The organism is Facklamia hominis CCUG 36813, assembly GCF_000301035.1.
Classification (GTDB): domain Bacteria; phylum Bacillota; class Bacilli; order Lactobacillales; family Aerococcaceae; genus Facklamia; species Facklamia hominis.
Genome location: NZ_JH932292.1, coordinates 957,503 through 978,059, shown reverse-complemented (window position 1 = coordinate 978,059; position 20,557 = coordinate 957,503). Strand labels below are relative to the sequence as shown.

Genomic DNA, 20,557 nt, shown 5'->3' with positions numbered 1-20,557 from the left:
CGGCTCATTAGAAGAGTCAATTGCGGATCACGCCTCCCCTTTCTTCACCTCAACGCCTTACCGCCGTCAAACAGCCTATAAAAAGCGATTTTGGCTAAGACTTATCAAGAGGAAGCCCAGGCTTTAGCGGGGATTTACGTAGGGGATCCGAACTATGGTCACAAGTTGATTAAGGTGATTGAAGACTATGATTTAACCCAGTATGATGTAGAATTAGCCACCCAAGCTTGGCAGCCTGAAATGATTGACAGAAGATATCAGGCCTTGGGCGGCCAATCTTACGATCGCCCGCCTAGCGATATTACGACGATTGTCTGGCATTATACAGCTGTGCCTCGTCAATATAACCGCAAGATTTGGGACCACAAACGTTACTGGCGTAACGATCGTGGTTGGGGCAGAGGTGGCTATCACTGTTACATCGATAGCGATGGAGTCTTGTATTGGAACAATAACCCTGAACGCATTACCTGAGGAGTGGGCGATAATAATGGTTTACTATTCATATCTCTGTTGAGGCCAATTCTAGAGATGATTATTCAGAGGCTCAGATTAGGATCCGGGATTGGACCACGCGTAAGCTGATAGATGAGTTGGGTATTGATGTGAAGAATGTTAAAGGGCATTGGGAGGTCAATAATAATAATACCGCCTGTCCTAGATATACAAAGGCGGAGATGGATGCCTTTAGGGAATGGCTAAGCCCTTAGTGATAGAGCCGATTAAAGAAGTTCCCCAAAAGAAAAAAGAGGAAGCAGTCGAAAACTACCTCTTATTTGATGGGGTGAAGTATAAGTTAGTTAAATCCTAGCCCCTCCCTGCTCCTTTTTTTAATATAGATTTCAATGAGATTGAGTTTCGTACGCAGTCCGCCTTCCAGCCTTTCAAGATTCCAGAGCTAGATAAGGTGAACCTCAATTCTTTTTATCTAGCCTCCTGATTCCAGTGGGGGGGAGGGGGAAGTTGGGTTTATATTCGCTGTTACTTAAGTTGAGAATTTTATTTCATAAAATTTACAATAATTTTACTTTATTTTTACATTAGTTTGCTACTATAAGAATTGTTACATGATGAAATTGAAAAGAGGTGAGAAAATAAAAAGTGAAAATTCTGATTTCTAATGATGATGGTATAAATTCTAAGGGTGTTCATATTCTTGTAAAGTTATTAAATGATTTAGGCCATGAGATTGTAGTCGCTTGTCCAAGTAAACAATGTAGTGGCTATGGTCAATCAATTACAACCAGGAATTTAATCACTTATAAACAAACCGATCAATTCGTTGGTGCCATCAAAGCATATGCCATTGATGGAAGTCCTACCGATTGCATTCTGGTTGCGTTAAATCACTTACTCGATCAAAAACCCGATCTTATTATGACAGGAATTAATCACGGAGCAAATGTTGGAAAGGATTATTTTTATTCTGGAACAATAGGAGCTGCTAGAGAAGGAAGTTGCAATGGTATTGCATCAATTGCATTATCACTTTCTAGAGATAGTGATTATTCTTTGAACTTTGAGCAGTCGATTCCTGTGATGAAGGAAGTTTTGAAGAAAGTATTAAGTCGTCCTTTATCAAATGGAAGTCTTACTAACATTAACTTCCCGAGCCGATCCTATGATAATTATTTAGGAATTAAGGTTGTTCCAATGGAATTGAGACAAGAGCGATTTAAATTGATTCCAGTTGACATTAAAGATGTTAGAGCAACTAGAGGTTTTTGGTTATCAAATCGAATTAATGAAATGGACGAAGTTCAGCACGCTGATTATAGCCTGGTTAGTAAAGGCTATGTGACAGTATCACCTATTGATATATTTAAAAATGATCATGAATTACTTAAAGAAGTTGAAGAAGTTTTTAAGGAGCAATAAATATGAAAAAAATTGTGAAATTGCTGATTGCTACTATTTTTCTAGGATGTTTATCTAGTTTAAATACCATTTATGCTCAAGGTAACAATAATTTATCTGGTGAGATAGAATTTTATACTTCTCAACCAGATGAAGATGCGGCTAAATTAGTTGAAGCATTTAACCAAAAATATCCGGACATAAAAGTTAATATTTTTAGATCAGGAACGGAGGAAGTTGTCAGCAAGATTAATGCTGAAGAACAAGCTGGTCAAGTCTTAGCGGATGTTGTACTGCTAGCAGATGCTGTAACATTTGAAGGATTTAAATCAAGAGACTTACTTTTGAACTATGTGTCTCCTGAAGCTTCAGAAATTGATTCTCAGTATGTAGACGATTATTATACTGGAACTAAAATTTTAGCTACTGGTATTGTTTATAACACAGATCTTGTATCTGAAGCTCCTGAATCATGGGAAACATTCACAAACGAAGCGAATAAAGATTTATTAGCTATGCCAAGTCCTTTATATTCTGGTGCAGCGGCATATAATTTAGGTGTTTTAACTCGTAATGATGAGTTTGGTTGGGATTTTTATAAAGCTCTTCAAGCAAATAATCCTTTAGTGACTAAGGGAAATGGTGGAGTATTGGAAAACGTGGCATCTGGTGAAAAACAATATGGAATGATTGTCGATTATCTAGTTCAAAGAGCTGTTAATGATGGTTCCCCAGTGGCATTCGTTTATCCAAAAAATGGTGTTCCTGTAATTACTGAACCAATCGGAATTATGCAATCAACTGAAGAAGAAGAAATTGCTAAAGCATTTGTTGACTTTGTTCTTTCCCAAGAAGGTCAAGAATTGCAAGCTGAATTGGGTTATGTTCCTATACGTAAAGGTATTCAGGCTCCTGAGGGATTAAAGGCTGTTGATGAAATTGAAAATGTATTGACTGCTGACATGAAAGAGCTCTTTGAAAACCGTGAGTCAGATAAGGAAGAATTTGATCAATTATTTGCTCAATAGAAGAGGGGACTTGTCTTGAAAAATCAATTTCAGAAAAATGAAAAGGGGACAACGGCAACGTTGTTTCCTTTTCTTCAATTAACAACAAAATTTAGTCGCTTGGGCATTATTTTATTAATCTTTATTTTCTTCGCTTTACCAGTTATTAGGTTAATGTGGATGAGCTTTTCGGGAGAAAATGGATTAAGTTTCGAATTTTATAATGAAATATTGAGTGATTCTAGAACTTGGGAAGTGTTAGGGAACACACTAATTGTTGTATTGGGATCCATGACTATCGCAACGATTCTTGGTGTAACGATTGCATGGCTAATTGCCTACACTAATCTACATTTAAAAGGGATTATTCAACTATTAATCTTTTTACCTTTTGTTATACCTTCCTATGTATCCTCATTAGCTTGGGTTCAATTTTTTCGTTCAAAAGGGTTATTTTCTAAAATAGTTGGTCTACTCGGAATCAATATTGGAAAGATTGACTTATATAATTTTGGGGGAATTATATTTGTTATGGGAATCACCATGTACCCACTTGTTTATATGTTTACAGTTAATGCTTTTAGGCAGATTCCTAGAGATGCTGAAATAGCTGCTAAAGCTTCAGGAGCTTCTTCTTGGACTGCCTTCTCTAGGATAACGGTCCCTATGGCGTTACCAGGTATCGCTGGAGGAATGTTTATAGCCTTTTTGGGGTGTTTGGATAACTTTGGGATTCCAGCATTCTTAGGGACTCCCGCAAACATCGATGTCTTAACTACTTATATTTATCAACAAATTATTGGGTTTGGTCCAACTGCTTTTAATAGGGCTTCGGTTTTATCCATGTTGTTAACTCTAATTGCCTTGATTGTTATGGCTTTTCAATGGATGGTTACACGAAAATCAAGAGCATTGGAAACGGGTAAAATTGATTTAAAACCAAGATATATCCTGGGACGTTCAGGTTGGCTAATTGAAATGTTGTTGTGGTTATTTTTAATTACAACTTCAATATTACCGTTAATTTCCTTAGTAGTTGCACCATTAATTAAGGCTGTTGGATTAGATTTTTCTTTAGAAAATTTAAGTCTAAAAAATTATGAGTTTGTTTTAAACAATCCTCAAACACAGTCTGCTATTTTTACTTCATTGAAGCTAGCAGGTATTTCTTCAGTAGTTATCTTATGCTTTGCCAGTGTTTTTGCTTACTTTAGGGTTCGTTTTAATAATGGTTTTTTGAGAGTCATTGAGGCATTCATTACAATTCCATATGCCTTACCTGGGACAGTTTTCGCTCTATCAATGATCTTTGCTTGGATGCAGCCTTTTCCCGGTTGGAATCCAGGAATTTATGGATCGATATGGATTTTATATATTGCTTATATAACTCGTTTTATGATTGTTCAAGTTAGAAGTGCGATAACAGCCTTTGGTCAAGTTGATGAATCGATAGAAGAAGCTTCTGAGATTTCGGGTAGTCGAGGAAGAGGGAAATGGTTGAAGGTGATGCTCCCTTTGATATTACCAAGTATTCTTAGTGGAACCGTCTTAGTCTTTTTACAAGCCCTGACCGAACTCACTGTATCCTCCTTGCTATATTCATCAAGTTCAAAAACGATTGGAGTCCAAGTTTTAAGCTACCAACAAGCAGGATATACATTAAACGCTACTGCTTTTTCAAGCGTTATTGTTGGTTTAATTATATTGACATATCTGGTCATCTTGATTATTCAAAAGTTTGTCGAAAGAAAGAGGTAAGCTATGAGTATTGAAATAAAACATCTAACGAAAAGGTTTAATAAGTTTACTGCATTAAATGATATTAATTTAGAAATTAAGGAAGGAGAATTTGTTGCGATACTTGGACCATCTGGGTGCGGTAAAACAACACTATTGAGGTTATTAGCTGGATTTGATAGTCCAAGTGACGGTCAAATATTAATGAATAATAAAATAGTTTCTAGTCCTAATAATACTTTGAAAGCAAATCAAAGAGATGTAGCTATGGTGTTTCAGAATTTTGCCTTATGGCCTCATATGACAGTAGCAGAACATATTCAATTTCCTTTAAGGTACGACCGGTTTGCTCGGAATGATTATGTTAAAGATCCCAAAAAAAGAGTTGATGAAGTGATTTCAATTATTAATTTGGAAGAAAAAAAGGATCGCTTTCCTTCTGAGTTATCCGGTGGTCAAAAACAAAGAGTTGCTCTAGGTAGAGCAATTGCACCAGAACCAAAATTATTGTTGATGGATGAGCCTTTAAGTGCATTAGATGCAGAATTAAGAATTGAAATGCGTAGAGAAATTCAAAAAATTCATCATCATACCAATGCAGCGATTGTCTATGTGACTCATGACCAAAGCGAAGCCCTAGCTATGGCAGATCGTATTATTGTAATGAATATGGGAAGAGTTGAGCAGGTTGGTACCCCAGAAGAAATATACTACAATCCTGAAACAGTATTTGTATCAGAATTTGTAAGTAAGGCAAACCTAGTCAGGGGTTCTTGGTCAAATGAAGGATTTCGATTGGAAAACTCAAAAATATTATGGCCTTTTAATTCTACACCGATGAATATACGTCAGAAAAACTTTTATTTATTAAGACCAGAAGAAATAACTTTAGATTATATCGATGATAGATCAACAGAGTCTAACTTAGTTGGTCGGATTGAGACTTGTCAGTTTCAAGGTCAAGAGTACCGATATACTCTTGAAACAAGAGATCAAATATTGACGGTTGTTCTGCCGATTAAAGATAAGATTTCAATAGGTGAGGAAGTAGTGATTATTCCCAGAATTAATGAGGTGAAATAAATGCTTCAAGTAAAGATTCTTGGATATTGGGGCGGGTTTCCTGTAAATGGTGGAGGAAGTTCAAGCTATCTCATAGAAACGGACCATAGTAAGATATTATTTGATATGGGATCTGCTAGTGCTCATGAATTAAGCCAACAAATAAGATATCAAGACCTAGATGCAATATTTTTAAGTCATTGGCATCATGATCATTCTACAGATATATTTACATATGAGCATGCATGGAAGGTATTATTGAACAACCATCATGTGGACCATAAGCTAAAAGTCTTTGTTCCATCACTTAATGATTTTACAAAGCATTTAAAATTAAATTCACTAAGCTTAGAAGTTATAGAACCAAATAAGATATACTATCATAAGGGGATAAGTATTCAAGCGGTAGCAGTAATGCATACTATTCAATGCTTTGGTTTTAAAGTGAATTATGAGTCTAAATTATTTTTTTATACTGCTGATACAAGTTATTTTAGTGGATTAATCGATTCTTGTAATCAAGCAGACTTGTTAATCTGTGATGCAACAAACTTTAAAGGAAGTAATCATTCTTCTGGTAGAGGACATATGTCTCCCCAAGAAGCGATTTGTTTAGCAGAACAAGCGCAAGTTAAGAGGGTGATACTAAGTCATCTTCCTTCAGATATTAAACTGACTCAGGAAGAAAGAAAGATGAGCAGTCGCTATCCCGATGAATGGGTTAGATTAGCATCACAGATTGATGCGTATGAAATTACTTAGTTAAATAAAAGGGTTAAGTTCTTGTTATCTTTACCCTAGCTCCTCCTTGCCCCTTTTGAATATAGATTGCATTGAGATTGAGTTTCGTACGCAGTCCGCTTTCCAACCTTTCAGGCTTCCAGAGCGTTGCTACCGAACCTCAATCTTTTTTGTTTGCTTAACTTTTAGGTGCAGGGAGGGGCTAGAGTGAATCTTACATTTATCCGGTATAACAATATATAATGGCTCTATGTCAAACATACTAAAATTAGTAGTGTAGTATCCACGACGGTGGTATTACACTACTATTTTTTTATAGTAGATGTGAAGTATTTGAGACCGACAACCCTAGAGGATTTTAAAATTCGTATGTCAAACAGGTCCACTTCACTATTTTTGTTTAATTTGTTTGGCTATCGTAGACTCTGGGCTGAGTTATGTAAGTTAGACTATGTTATCTCAGAAAACAAAACTCAAAAACTGTGTCAAAAACTGGGTATCCAGGTCACTTGTTTTGGCCATCGGAATCGGAAATATAAATCTTATAAGGGAGAAATCGGGAAAATCGCATCTAACCTGATTCGTCGTCGATTTAAGACATCGATTCCCCATCAAAAAATCACCACAGATACTACGGAATTTAAGTATTATGAATATGATTCCGCAGGGATTCCACGGATTAAAAAGTTATATTTAAATCCCTTTTTAGATAGGTATAATTCAGAGATTATTAGTTATTCCATCAGTAAGCAACCAACATTTAGACCGATTATGGAGGCTTTAGCACAAGCCATCGAACAGACAAAAGATTGTCCATTTCGAAGAACCTTTCATTCTGATCAAGGTTGGGCTTATCAAATGAAACCTTATGTCAACACCTTGAAAGACCAAAAAATATTTCAGAGTATGTCACGTAAAGGAAATTGTTTAGATAATGCCATCATGGAAAACTTCTTTGGCATCTTAAAGCAAGAAATTTATTATGGTCACACGTTTAACTCTTATGATGAATTGAAACAAACGATCGAAGACTATATTGAATACTACAATAACGAACGCATCAAGAAAAAACTGGACTTTATGAGCCCGGTAGAATATCGCATGAAATATACAGCATAAAAGAATAAAAAATATCCAGAACACGAAAAAATGTGTTCTGGATAAAAGTCCAACTTTTGAGGGTCACCTCATTGCTTGGGTTCTTTATATGAGTGTCCTATTTTACGTGTCGATTGATCGATTCGTATTTGTAATCATAGTGAAGAGGTTCACCTACGTGGATTTGGTGATTGTAATCTTCTAAGATGGTACGTGCTTCACTGAGTAAGAAGACGAGACCGATAATATTTGGAATAACCATTAATCCGTTAAACATATCCGCTAATTCCCAAACGACGTTGATCTTAAAGAGTGTCCCCATAATGATAAAGCCTAAAACGAGGACTTGATAGATACGAACCGCTAATTGGGAATCAAATAGATACTTGACATTTGCTTCACCAAAGTAATACCAACCGATGATGGTAGTAAAGGCGAAGAATAGAAGGGCGATGGCTAAGAATTGGGCTCCGAAGGATGGGAAAGCCGTACTAAAGGCGTTCATGGTAACTTGTGCTCCTTCATAACCTAATTCAGGGTCAGCAGACCCTGTTACAATAATAATCATAGCAGTTGCTGTACAGACAACGATGGTATCAATAAATACCCCGACCATTGCGACAGCCCCTTGGATAGCTGGGTGTTTTACGTCAGCAACCCCGTGAGAGTTTGGAGTGGAACCCATACCAGCTTCGTTAGAGAAGAGTCCACGAGCAACCCCATAACGGATGGCCGATTTAATAGTATAACCTAGTACCCCACCTGCTACTGCTTCACGTCTAAAGGCATTTGAAAGAATAAGTCCTAATGTTGGAATGATCTTATCAGCAAAAACAATTAAAATGGCAATAGAACCAATAATATAGAATACAGCCATGATTGGAACGGTTAATTCAGCGAATTTACCAATCCGTTGCATACCGCCAATAAAGATTAAACCAGCTAAAATAGCTAAAACAATTCCGATAAAGATAGGTTGAATTGGGAAGGCTTCACTCATAACAGAGGCAATCGAATTCGATTGAACCATATTACCAATAAAACCAAGTGCCAAAACAATTAATACAGCGAAAACACTAGCTAAGAATTTACCTAAACCGGCTAATTTCCGTTCTTTTAGACCTTGACTAATATAGTAAGCAGGTCCTGAAACTAAGTCACCATTACGTGTTTGACGATACTTTTGAGCTAAGACGGCTTCGACAAAGATGGTTGCCATCCCTACAATGGCGGTTACCCACATCCAGAATACAGCACCAGGTCCCCCAGTTAGGATTGCCCCAGCAACCCCACCAATATTACCGGTACCTACTTGAGCGGCGATCGCTGTTGCAAGCGATTGGAAAGAAGATAGAGACCCTTCTTTATTGGAGCTATCCTTATGAAGGAATTTACCAAAGCTTTCTCGCCAACCTAATTTTAGTTTTGAGAATTGAGGGAATCCAAGATAACCTGTGGCAAAAAGACCAAATCCAATTAAAATAATCATCATTGGTGGCCCCCAAAGGAGACTGTTGATTGATTGAACAAGTGATACTAATGCGTCCATGTTATTTACCTCCTATTTATTATAATGGCTAAACATAAACAATATTAATTTTATGGGTATCGCCTCCCTCGATTCTGTTATTTTGTTTTCGCTTTCACTTATTATACCTCCAAATTAAAACGCTTGCAATATCTAAAAGTAAAATCCTGTGATTATTTATTAAGATTTGTTTTAATAAATGATTTGAAAGGCTATACAAAAAGTGCTTGTGAAAAGGATTTCTTTATGGTAAAGTATTACCTATCAGTAACAATAATAAATGAATGGAGGGTGGTTTATAAGGGAGTTACTAAGTATCTCATTAAAATACCGTACTATTAATGAGACGTATAGCCTTATTTTCGAAAGCGTTATATATATAAAGAGAGGATTTTTAAATGTTAAATGATATCGTTGTAACCATTCGAGACTTTTTGTGGGATTATGTGCTATTATTTGGATTTATTGGAATGGGATTATATTTGACCGTTGTTTTAAAATTCCCACAATTCTCGAGAGTTTTTCCAGCTTTAAAGAAGATGATTATGGGTATTATCAATAAAGAGCCTGCTTTACCAGGTGGAATGACTCCTTTTCAATCACTAGCAACGGCTGTTGCTGCTCAGGTTGGAACGGGGAACATTGTTGGGGTAGCAACCGCCATCGCTTCTGGAGGTCCTGGAGCTGCGTTTTGGATGCTAGTATCAGGATTCTTAGGGATGGCGACTATCTTTACCGAAGCTTCGATGGCTCAAGTCTTCCGTGAGCGGGATGAAAATGGTGAACTAGTAGGTGGACCGGCTTATTACATTAAGAATGGTGCTAAGCAAAAATGGTTGGCTTACATCTTTGCGATTCTATGTATTATTGGTTTAGGAATAGTTGGGATTATGGTTCAATCGAACTCGATTATCACTTCTATTAATACCGCTTTTGGTGTTAATCAAAAACTCATTGCTGTGGTATTAATGATCGTCGTTGGATGGATTCTTTTAGGTGGAATGAGCCGGATCGCTAAATTCTCTGAAACAGTGGTGCCGGTAATGGCTTTTGCCTATGTAGCATCTGCTGTGGTTATCTTGATCTTAAATCTAAATCAAGTGATTCCAGTCTTGAAACTAATTATTACAGGAGCCTTTAACCCTCAAGCTATCGCAGGGGGAGCACTTGGAATAAGTATGCAACAAGCGATCCGTTTCGGGCTCGCTCGGGGTCTTTTCTCTAACGAAGCCGGTATGGGTTCAACCCCTCATTCACATGCGGTAGCCTTAAACAACCACCCGGCAGAACAAGGTTTCGTAGCTATGATCGGGGTCTTTATCTGTACCTTTGTTATCTGTGTGGCAACGGTTATGATTAATATGTTAACAGGTGCTTATTCAGCAGATGTGATGAGCACATTTACTGAAGCTATCCAAATGGAAGATTATGCACAAGTGATGACTCAAACAGCCTTTAACTTGCAATTTGGTCAAGTAGGTGAAGCTTTCTTATCCATTTCTCTATCTGCTTTTGCCTTGACGACGATCGTTGGTTGGTTCTTCTTTGCAGAATCTAATGTGAAATTCATCTTTAAGAAGGCGAGTATTGTACGTTGGTTTAAGCTAGTCGGACTGACTGCGATTGCTTTGGGTTATTTTGCAGGAACAGGTATTATCTGGGATCTGGCAGACTTGGCTATGGGACTCATGGCTTTACCTAATATTATTGCTTTACTTATTCTATCAAGAACTGCTGCTAAAATTCTTAAGGATTATGACCAACAAATGGCCTTGGGCGAGGAGCACTTATCTTGGGATTACAAATATGAATAATAACTTAAATGAAGGTCAGCTGAAGCTGGCCTTTTTTTATGGAAAAAAGTATCCGCAGGGACGGATTTTGTTTATAATAGACCTAAGATAGAAAGGGGGAAGGTTATGAAGAACCTAGCTAAGAAGATATTCTTTGGATTCGTGTTGATTTTGTTCTTCGCATTATCAACCATGGCCCAAACGATAATCGCAGTGACTCCGTCGAATGCTAGTCAAGAACCAGTCATTAACTCAAGCAAAGATGAATCACCCGTCTCTGTGGAGGCTTTTAATCGTGCCATTGATCGAATGCTGGAGATAGACCAGTATCAAGTCAGTATGAAGTGGACTGACTTAACGGATAATCATCTAATGGGGCAGGCTTTTTTATTAGCTGATGAAAGCCAGGGTGATCTTTTAGGTCGGTTACTTTTTTTCTCGGATGAATTCACACCCATGACCACCCATTTTAATTTTGTAGCCTACCGTCATTTTGAGTTAGCTTATGTGCAAAGCTTTAAGTACTGGGAATCGCTCGGTTTTTTTAAGCAGGCCTTTTTTCCATATTTAACGGATTTGAGGTTAGCACCCTTTGTAAATTATTATTTACAGGTAGATAATGATTACCTACAAGCCAAGCCTTTATCGAGTAATATGCTTCAATCTCTTCTTTTGTTACCCAATCGAGATAAGTTGAATCAAGTGGCAAAAGACTATCTTGTGAAAGATCAAGGGAATTATCGTTTGTCGGTAGAACGCTTAGAGATACCTGCTCAATTCTTTGAGGGGGAGAGCCTATTAAATTTTACTTATCGTCAAGATTATGAACTGAATCCGACTAGTAAAGATCAACACTTAAACCAGTCGATTAAGCAAGAAATGAATTTTGTAAAAGATAAGTCTTATTTAGCTTTTAATGTTGATTTAAACACCACTATTAGTCAAGATTTAGCCAAAGCTAACCCCTCTAAGGCACGTTTACCCCTTTTACCACCCTTAAGTCGCAAAGAATCATTATCGACGGCTGGAATTATGGATAAGTTAACGAAATTTAGTCTTGATTTTGATGTTAAAGACCGTGTTTATCGTGTGGTCTTAGAAGGTATGACCGAGTATGTTGATTTCAATCTACTTTCTACGAATACCGCTAATTTGCAAACCCGGCCAGTGCGTTTTGAATATATCTTACGACCTGTTAAACGATCAATTCCGAGTCTAGGTGATTTACCAACGATGAATCAAGCGGAAGCAAATTATTATATGGAACGCCTCTTGGAAAGTGAGGATTAGTTTGTGAAAAAGTTTAAATTAAAAGCTCAAGCCGTGAAGGCTTTGGAATTAGGCAAACGATTAATTAGCTTGAAGGACCTGGAAGCGCCTGAGGCGATTGAACAAGCTCCGGAAGGATGGGTCTTTGGTTTAGCTGATCAATCGGGCCAACAAATTGGTCAAGCAATTGTCGGTAGACAAAATAAAGGCTTTGCTTGGTTATTAGATCCGGATATTTTATTGGAATGGTCTAGCGACTTTGTCACTGTTTTATTTGAAGAGGCGGTTATGAAGCGTGAGAACCTTTTGGCCTCTGAAGACACGACTGCCTTTCGTTTATTTAATGGTGAAGGGGATGGCTGTGGAGGCTTAACAATTGATTATTATGATCATTACGCTGTCATCAATTGGTATTCCAGGGGAGCATACCAATACCGTCAGTGGTGGATCCAAGTGTTAGAAGCTTGGGATCATGGCATTAAAGGAATTTATCAAGTAAAACGTTTTGAATTAGATGATCAAGAATCTGCTTTGGATCCAGTCCTTGGCCAAGCAGCTGACCAACCCCTAGTGATCCGAGAAAATGGGGTTTCCTATGCGGTATATTTAGGTCAGTCTTGGATGACTGGCATCTTTTTAGACCAGCGATCAGTCCGGCAATTTGTTAAAGAGCAGGCTCAGGGATTAAAGGTTTTGAATCTATTTTCTTATACTGGCGCCTTTTCGGTAGCGGCGGCCGTAGGCCAGGCTGAAAAGACAGTTTCAGTAGATATTGCTAATCGCTCTTTGGAGTGGACTAGGGAGAATTTTTGCTTGAATCAACTTGAAGCATCGAATGACACTAATGAGATTCGAGTGATGGATGTTTTTGATTACATTGCTTATGCTAAAAAACACAAATATTTATATGATTTTGTGATCTGCGACCCGCCAAGTTTTGCTCGAAGCAAAAAACGGCATTTTTCAGTGGATAAGGATTACTTCGCCTTGGCTCAGGATCTATTTGAAATCACGCGACCTGGGGGAATTTGTTTGTTATCAACAAATAATGCATCATTAATGTTAGAGACATTTCGGCAACAAATGACCCTAGCGGGGGCAAATAAGAAAGCACAATTAATTCAACAATTTGAATTACCTGAAGACTTCCCAACAAGTTCAGATCCTGAGAGTGCTTATTTGAAAGTTTTGGTTTTTTATGTTCCCTAAAATCATCTCAAAATATGGTAGGAAGTATGCTACAATAATAAAGAGAAAAACCCTTTTAAATGTATGAGGAGGAAGATTTATGCAATGCCCTAATTGTGGACGGCATGTTAGAAGTAAAACCCAATGCGCTTATTGTGGGTATCAGTTTAATTCAAGCGATAAAAAAGAGTTTAATCGAGAACCAGCTAGTGAAAGACCTGATGTGAAGCGGGATGAGATCAAAGAAGATAAGGATATTATTTCGAGAACTAAGAAAGATCAGTCCTCTCGAAGTCAAGAAGTTTCTTCAAACACGTTGGAAGCAGACGCACCAGTAGCTAGTTCAAAAGAGGAGAAACCAGCCCGGCGCGCACGGATTTCGGTAGCAAGAAGGTCTTTAGAAGCAGAAATGGCCCAAGCCGAAGAAGAGGCCAAAAAAGCCTATCAAAGCGGTAAGGGTGGAGAGGATCAGGCCCCATTATCTGAAGAGGAAGCCTTTAGACGGCGAGCAGATGAGGTTTTTTCTTATCCTTATGCTAGCGATGACGAGGAAATTGATTCTGACATTGATATTGATGAAGAAATCCTACCAAGTAGTCGTGCCGGAAAAGGTTCTTGCCTAGGCAAGGTGTTTAAATGGTTGCTTGCCGTAGCGGTAATCTTTGCTTTGTTTATGTTAGCACCAAAGCTTTATACCAAAGTGAAGACGATGTGGAGCAATCATCAAACGGGTCAAGTTAAAGATTCATCTTCAACTTCTGAAGAGACGTCGAGTCAAGTCGAAGATCAATCGACGACCCAAGTTAAAAATGCTGCCTTCACTTTAGCGGATCATAAGGTAGACTTGACGAATTATCCAACAATCCAAGTAACGCTTGATTTTGATGAAGATTTAGATCAAGTGGACCAAGATACTTTTAAGTTTAAGGTAACTTATAATAATACAGATTTGGATCTTGGAGAAGACTATTCTCTTTTCAAGGATGGTAAGCAACTCAAATTGAGTTACGTTGATCCAGGCTTATCCTTGGTGGATGAAGTGGGTGATAAACAATCTCTGGAGATTACAGCTAAAGATTTCCAAGAAACAGTGAATTATGACCTGCCAGCTAATCGTTTGGATCAGCAAAGCAAGGATCAATTAAATGAATTAATCACCCAGGCCTTTGATCAAGAAGGAAAGGTATCTTTCTTGGCTCAATCAGACGCTAAAAAAGCACCTTATGTCTATGATAATCAGACGGTTGCAGCGGACCAAATGATTTCTTGGTTCATCTTGCAACGGACTTATGAATTGATTGCTAGTGGAGAGCTTCAAACGGACCAAGTGGTTGAGATGAATCAACAATTGATGGCTTCTGGGGATGCAGGAACGGTGGCGAGTCAAGGAGTTGAGGCTTATACGGTTCAGGATCTAATCAATTTAGTGATCATGGAGTCAGATCCGAGTGCCATGAATCATCTAGTGCAACTAGCCGGTGGTGTGAATGACTTTAACTATTGGTTGAAAGAGGCAGGTTATTTCGCGACTCGAATGGATGCTCCATTAGGTGTTGAGGAAGAGTCTTATATTACAGGAGCCTTAACTAATGTTACTGACATTGCCAAGTTATTAACCAAGTTAGCCCATAAAGAACTGGTGGATGAAGAGACGGACCAAGCTTTGATAGAAGCCTTGGGACATGCTAATCAGGCTAATCGTTTTACGTCTTCGATCGAAACAGATGCGCCTAAAATCCAATTAGCTAGCTGGGACTATAATCCTAAGAATCAACATTATGCGGGGATTATTCAGACAGAAGACCAACCTATTATCGTGGTGATTTTAACGACAGACTTTAAACAAACGGAAACAATTAATCAGCGGATTCAATCGAGTCTGGGACAAGCTGTTTCGCTTTTATTAACGGGTGAAGTGAAAGAAACGACTGCTGAAGTTGAGACGACCCAAGCTGAAACCACTGTTACAAGCTATGAGGCGGTACAAACAACGAGCAGCGATCAAGTCCGAATGACGAGTGAAACCAGTCAGAATCCGGAACCTACCGATAATCTCTATGAAGGTAAGCAAACCGTTAACCAATATTGGTTTGGGGATGTTTATCGCCGAGGAACTTGGTATCAAGGCGCTGATGGTGGTTGGTACTATCGTTAGGCAAGGTCTTACTTTACCGATCCTTTTAAAGAGCGTTTAAATTTAGAGAGGCTGCAACTTATGAGTTGCAGTCTCTTATTTATTGACGGATAATTAGCTTCCCTTAAGTTGGTTTCTTCCTCTTTAAAAATACACCTATTAGGTGTATGATTAAGAAAAGGGGGAATTACAATGAGTCCAGTACTTGTCGATATCGTAGTGTATACTGTCAGAGAAAAATATCAAACAGAAAAGGCTTTTTATAGTGAGAAATTGGGTATCAGCCCTCAGTCTTGGGATCGATGGAAGAAGGGTGAGCAAGGACTAAAATTTGAAAATATTCAGATTATTTCAACCTTATTTACGGATTATGAATGGATGTTAGTTCAAAAAGTGGTTCGTAACGCAGAGATTATTTCAGAGATTAAGTTAAATCCGGTGGGTGAATACCTCTATTTGAAATATCAAATCGCTAAAACATGGGTAAACCATGGTATGGTACGAATGGAATGGCATCAAAGTGAATCTAAAAGTCATCAAGCTAACACAATGATTTTGCAATTAATTGCGGACTATAATTTTTGGGGGTACAATGATATTATTGAAATTAGACTTCCCGGAGTTGTCCGATCACAAATTGAAACGGATGAGGTAAAATTACTACAATGGTTTGATGATCAGACTGGCCAATTGAAGGATGGAAAATAAGAGAGCGTGGTGAAAGCTTGGCCAAGAAAAAGAGTCAGCGACCTAAAAAAACAAAAAAGAGCGTTCGCCGTTCTCCAAAATGGCGGCGAATTAAAAGACAATGGAAACACTTTTCAGCTAATTTTTTCCAAAAAATGGGATGTATAGTTGTTTTCCTATTTATTCTATTTGCCTTGTTATTTGCTCTGGTTTTTCGCTATTTGAATCATTCGATAGAATTAAATGAAGAAGAGACGGCTAGGCAAGAAGAGTTAGCTCAGAAGAAAGACTTTGTAAAACGTTTGGTTCCAACTGCTCAATCTTTGCAGCGGGAATATGGGGTCTTGGCATCGGTCTCATTAGCTCAAGCGATGCTAGAGTCCGATTTTGGCCGGAGTCAATTAGCAAGTCAGGATTATAATTTATATGGTGTTAAAACGGACCCATCTGATCCTAATAAGGCACTCTATCCGACGCTAGAGTTTCAGAATGGGGAATGGGTTGAGATTATGGATGCTTTCAAGCACTATAATTCTTGGGAAGAGTCGATGCGTGAGCATGCTCGCTTGATCGTGAATGGAACTTCCTGGAATCCTCAACAATATGCATCGGTTTTAGCAGGACAGAATTATCAAGAACAAGCACGGGGCCTCCAATCATCTGGTTATGCGACGGATCCGGATTATGCTGATAAGATTATCCGAATGATTGAAGACTGGCAGCTGAATCAATATGACCAACCTATGACCCATTAATAGATTATTTGTCAATTCATGACTGTTTAAGCATGTGGTAAGAAAGATTACAAAGGATGAAAGTCTTCCGATGATAATATGGGGACTTGAAGTGAGGAGAGTTTTATGGTGCATCGATTTTATCCAGGGACTTGCATTGGAATTATTGGATCTGGGCATTCATCGGCCTTGTTAGCTCAAGAGGCAGGCCGACTTGGCTATCATGTGGGATCTTTGGTGACCCAAGCTTGGAATGGTGTGAGACAATTTGCTTCTTGGCAAAAGGTGGTTGATTCCTATTCGACGGAAGAACTTTTAGCCTTTGGTGAACAGGTGGATCTTGTCTATATCGAGCCGGGTCTATTGTCCAATCGGGATTTTCGCCTTTTATCTCAGGTGACTTATCTACCTTTAAAGGATGATTTAATTGCTATATCGACTGATCGATTAATTGAGAAGGCTTATCTGGATTCCAATAAACATCTCGTGCCACCTTTTTCGATGGTGACCAACTTGGAAGACATTCTAGAAGCGGTTGAATATATTGGTTATCCCTGTGTGTTAAAATCTGCCCAACGTAATCTTGGGATCAAAAGTGATCAAGTTATTTTATTTAATGAAGAGGATTTGACGCAAGTTACTAAGTTGTTAGATCAAGGAACTTGTATCCTAGAAGCTTGGATTCCTGTCGAAAAGAAGGTCACACTGACGATTGTTCAGAATGAAGCTGGACAACAGATGGTTTATCCTGGTTTTGAAGTAGTGGATAAAGGGGATTTGATTGGACGGCAAGTTCGCTATCCGGCCACGGTGAGTGAATCGGTTCAAGATGAGATCGAACGCATTGGCCGATCGATTGCACAATCATTAGCAGTTGTTGGAGCGATCAACATTGAATATTTTATGACATCCGCAGGGGTGATTTATGTTAATCATGCCTCTCTAGGTCTTAAAGCAGCAGGCATGTTTACTCATAAAGTCATGTCAATGCCAATGGACGAGGCTACTTGCAGGGCTTTGGTGGGCTTGCCGCTTTGTAAGTTAGAGTCTCAAGTACCAGCAGCTATCGCTTTGCCGATCGCCGCCTTAAATATCGAAAAGGTCATGATTCAGTATATGACCCGAACGGATTGGGACTTTGTATTTTTGAATCAGCCCCAAAAGTCCGTTAACTTACTCGAAGGATTAGTGGTCGTGACTGGGGAAGATTTATCTGACTGTGACCAACAGATTACAATTACGAATCTTTATCATGCATAGCTTTGATTTAAAGTGAGACTCATTATAACCTGGTCTTGTCAAAGGGACCAGGTTTTTTAATGGTTATGGATAAGGTCGGAGGACTTTTTCTTTAACATATCCGGAGGGGAACATTTTTGTTATAATAGAACCGATGCCGTATGAATAGAAGGGAGTGGTTAAGTGACATTAAAGGAAGCATTACAAGGATTGAACGATAAACAACGTGAGGCCGTATTAACCACACAAGGGCCAGTGCTTATTGCTGCTGGAGCAGGATCTGGGAAGACCAGAGTTTTGACGCATCGAATCGCGTACTTAATTGAAGAGTTAGGGGTGAAGCCCTGGCATATTTTGGCTATTACCTTTACGAATAAAGCCGCTAATGAGATGAAGGAGCGACTTCATCAATTAGTGGGTGAGGCTAGCACTTCAATTTGGGTATCTACCTTCCACGCTTTATGTGTTCGGATATTACGTCAACAAGCTCATTTACTAGGATATACGAATAATTTTTCGATTGTGGATCAATCGGAACAAAAGACCTTAATGAAACGGGTCTTAAAAGAGTTAAACCTTAGCAGTCAGTTCTTCCCAGAAAAAGAAATGCTGTACCTGATTGATCAAGCTAAGAATCAAGGGTTGACTCCGGAACAAGTTAAAGCGGATGCCAAGTATCCACAAGCCATTAAGCAAGCTGAGATCTATCATTGTTATCAAAAGAATTTGAAAGCAGCCAATGCGATGGACTTTAATGACTTAATCTTGAATACGGTGCAGTTATTCGAAGAGCAACCTTATGTGCGGCAATTCTATCAGAATAAATTTGATTATATACATGTTGATGAGTATCAAGATACCAATCAGACGCAATATCAATTGGTCCAGCTTTTAGTGAATGAAGCTCAAAATATTTGTGTCGTAGGTGATGCCGACCAATCCATTTATGGCTGGCGTGGAGCAGATATGACCAATATTTTGAATTTTGAACAGGATTTCCCTCGGGCAAAATCAATTTTGTTGGAGCAAAATTATCGTTCGACGCCCACCATTCTTAAGGCAGCTAACAGTGTGATTAAGAATAATGTGAATCGTAAAGCCAAGGAATTGTGGTCGAATAAGGAAGCTGGAGATAAGATTGTCTATTATGAAGCAGATTCAGATTTGGAAGAGGCAGGCTTTGTGATTCAAGAGATCCTGACCGAGAAGGACTTGCACCGACGCCAGAATTCAGATTTTGCGGTTCTTTACCGTACGCAGGCTCAATCCCGATCTTTGGAAGATCAGTTTTTGAAGGCTAACATCCCCTACCAGGTGGTAGGAGGGGTACGCTTCTATGCTCGAAAAGAAATTCAAGATGTTTTGGCTTACCTGCGGTTAGTAGATAATCCTAAGGACGATTTAAGTTTTAATCGAATTATTAATGAACCTAAGCGAGGAATTGGGGCCAGCAGTGTTAGTAAATTGCAAGATTTTGCGGCGAGCTTGAATTTATCGAATTTCCAAGCGGCTCAACAAGTCAACGCGTCGAATCTATCTGCTTCGGTTAAGAAAAAATTTCAGGATTTCAGTGTGATGATCGACCGTCTACATGAACAGGCAAAGTATCTTTCAATGACTGAATTATTAGAAGAAGTTTTAGAAGTGACGGGATATCGTCAAGCTCTTCTGGATCAGAATGACCTAGAAAGCCAGGCAAGACTTGAAAATATTGATGAACTAAAATCGGTCACGCAAGAATTTGACCAAAGCGACCTCAAGGATTTGGGAGAAACAGACCCGGATTTAGTTCAAGCAGGCAGTGAAGAGGACTTGTCGGGCTTAACGCTGTTCCTAGGGCAGGTCTCTTTATCTACAGACCAAGAAAGCCAAAGGGATTCGGATGAATCGGTTGTAACTTTGATGACGCTCCATGCCGCCAAGGGACTCGAATTTCCAGTGGTTTTTGTGGTTGGAATGGAAGAAGGAATCTTTCCAAGTTATCGAGCCTTTGAGAATCTCGACGAGATGGAAGAAGAGCGTCGCCTCGCCTATGTTGGTATGACTCGAGCCGAGGAGAAGCTTTACTTGAGTGCTTGCAGGCGCCGGATGCTCTATGGCCGTCTTCAACAAAACAAGTTGTCACGCTTCGTGGACGAAGTGGATGCGGATCTTGTGGAATCGAAAACTAGGAATTTTGTAAGTAGCCGGATTCATCATTCCGCTAATGATGGCCAAAAAGCGAGCCAACGGGTGAAATTGAGTGCAAGACGACCGGTTGCCAAAACTCAAAAAAGGTCAAGACTAGCCCAAAATCCGATTATCGATTGGCAAGTGGGTGATAAGGTAGATCACCGAGTCTGGGGTGTAGGAACGGTCATCCAGGTTAGTCCTAGTAAGTCAGATACGACCTTACATATTGCCTTTCCTGATCAGGGGATTAAGCAACTACTTGCCAGTTTGGCACCTATTGAAAAGCATCAAGATGAAGGTGAAAAATAGCT

The 20,557-nt window shown here is 38.9% G+C and carries 15 protein-coding genes and 1 pseudogene; 15 read left to right on the top strand and 1 reads right to left on the bottom strand.

From position 1 onward, the window contains the following. The first annotated feature begins 90 nt into the window (after nucleotides 1-90). The 7 genes and pseudogenes from HMPREF9706_RS04450 to HMPREF9706_RS04420 form a co-directional block, all read left to right on the top strand. A complete protein-coding gene (locus tag HMPREF9706_RS04450; RefSeq protein ID WP_006908194.1) occupies nucleotides 91-474 on the top strand; it encodes a peptidoglycan recognition protein family protein in 384 nt (127 codons plus the stop codon). A 627-nt stretch (nucleotides 475-1,101) separates the two neighbouring features. Further along, the gene (gene surE, locus HMPREF9706_RS04445) at nucleotides 1,102-1,878 is read left to right on the top strand and encodes a 5'/3'-nucleotidase SurE (protein WP_006908193.1); all 777 of its coding nucleotides are present in this window, start codon (nucleotides 1,102-1,104) and stop codon (nucleotides 1,876-1,878) included. Between the two features lie 2 nt (nucleotides 1,879-1,880). Continuing rightward, nucleotides 1,881-2,885, top strand: a complete 1,005-nt coding sequence (locus tag HMPREF9706_RS04440) for an ABC transporter substrate-binding protein (RefSeq protein WP_006908192.1) — start codon at nucleotides 1,881-1,883, stop codon at nucleotides 2,883-2,885. Between the two features lie 15 nt (nucleotides 2,886-2,900). Continuing rightward, nucleotides 2,901-4,622: an ABC transporter permease gene (locus tag HMPREF9706_RS04435; RefSeq protein ID WP_006908191.1), complete on the top strand. Its 1,722-nt coding sequence runs from the start codon at nucleotides 2,901-2,903 to the stop codon at nucleotides 4,620-4,622. A 3-nt stretch (nucleotides 4,623-4,625) separates the two neighbouring features. Next, complete coding sequence (locus tag HMPREF9706_RS04430) at nucleotides 4,626-5,684, top strand: ABC transporter ATP-binding protein (RefSeq protein ID WP_006908190.1); 1,059 nt, start codon at nucleotides 4,626-4,628, stop codon at nucleotides 5,682-5,684. Beyond that, nucleotides 5,685-6,425, top strand: coding sequence for an MBL fold metallo-hydrolase (locus HMPREF9706_RS04425; RefSeq protein ID WP_006908189.1), 741 nt, complete (start codon nucleotides 5,685-5,687; stop codon nucleotides 6,423-6,425). Nucleotides 6,426-6,815: 390 nt separating this feature from the next. Next, nucleotides 6,816-7,523: pseudogene (locus HMPREF9706_RS04420) on the top strand (IS3 family transposase); the annotation flags it as partial. 97 nt (nucleotides 7,524-7,620) lie between these two features. Here HMPREF9706_RS04420 and HMPREF9706_RS04415 read toward each other — a convergent pair. Beyond that, a complete protein-coding gene (locus tag HMPREF9706_RS04415; protein WP_006908187.1) occupies nucleotides 7,621-9,051 on the bottom strand; it encodes an alanine/glycine:cation symporter family protein in 1,431 nt (476 codons plus the stop codon). A 377-nt stretch (nucleotides 9,052-9,428) separates the two neighbouring features. Between HMPREF9706_RS04415 and HMPREF9706_RS04410 the strand changes: the two genes are divergently transcribed. From HMPREF9706_RS04410 to pcrA, 8 genes are all read left to right on the top strand, one after another. Beyond that, on the top strand, nucleotides 9,429-10,844 hold the full coding sequence (locus tag HMPREF9706_RS04410) for an alanine/glycine:cation symporter family protein (protein WP_006908186.1): 1,416 nt from the start codon (nucleotides 9,429-9,431) through the stop codon (nucleotides 10,842-10,844). A gap of 105 nt (nucleotides 10,845-10,949) precedes the next feature. Further along, on the top strand, nucleotides 10,950-12,113 hold the full coding sequence (locus HMPREF9706_RS04405) for a hypothetical protein (protein WP_006908185.1): 1,164 nt from the start codon (nucleotides 10,950-10,952) through the stop codon (nucleotides 12,111-12,113). 3 nt (nucleotides 12,114-12,116) lie between these two features. Next, nucleotides 12,117-13,301, top strand: a complete 1,185-nt coding sequence (locus HMPREF9706_RS04400) for a class I SAM-dependent rRNA methyltransferase (protein WP_006908184.1) — start codon at nucleotides 12,117-12,119, stop codon at nucleotides 13,299-13,301. Nucleotides 13,302-13,380: 79 nt separating this feature from the next. Further along, the gene (locus tag HMPREF9706_RS04395) at nucleotides 13,381-15,435 is read left to right on the top strand and encodes a serine hydrolase (protein WP_006908183.1); all 2,055 of its coding nucleotides are present in this window, start codon (nucleotides 13,381-13,383) and stop codon (nucleotides 15,433-15,435) included. 171 nt (nucleotides 15,436-15,606) lie between these two features. Continuing rightward, nucleotides 15,607-16,122 (top strand): hypothetical protein, encoded by a 516-nt coding sequence (locus HMPREF9706_RS04390; RefSeq protein ID WP_006908182.1) that lies wholly within the window; start codon nucleotides 15,607-15,609, stop codon nucleotides 16,120-16,122. A 17-nt stretch (nucleotides 16,123-16,139) separates the two neighbouring features. Continuing rightward, nucleotides 16,140-16,856 carry a glycoside hydrolase family 73 protein gene (locus HMPREF9706_RS04385; RefSeq protein WP_006908181.1) on the top strand — a complete coding sequence of 239 codons (717 nt, stop codon included), beginning with the start codon at nucleotides 16,140-16,142 and terminating at the stop codon, nucleotides 16,854-16,856. Nucleotides 16,857-16,961: 105 nt separating this feature from the next. Then, complete coding sequence (locus HMPREF9706_RS04380; RefSeq protein WP_006908180.1) at nucleotides 16,962-18,095, top strand: ATP-grasp domain-containing protein; 1,134 nt, start codon at nucleotides 16,962-16,964, stop codon at nucleotides 18,093-18,095. Nucleotides 18,096-18,257: 162 nt separating this feature from the next. After that, the gene (gene pcrA / locus HMPREF9706_RS04375) at nucleotides 18,258-20,555 is read left to right on the top strand and encodes a DNA helicase PcrA (RefSeq protein ID WP_006908179.1); all 2,298 of its coding nucleotides are present in this window, start codon (nucleotides 18,258-18,260) and stop codon (nucleotides 20,553-20,555) included. Nucleotides 20,556-20,557 lie beyond the last annotated feature (2 nt).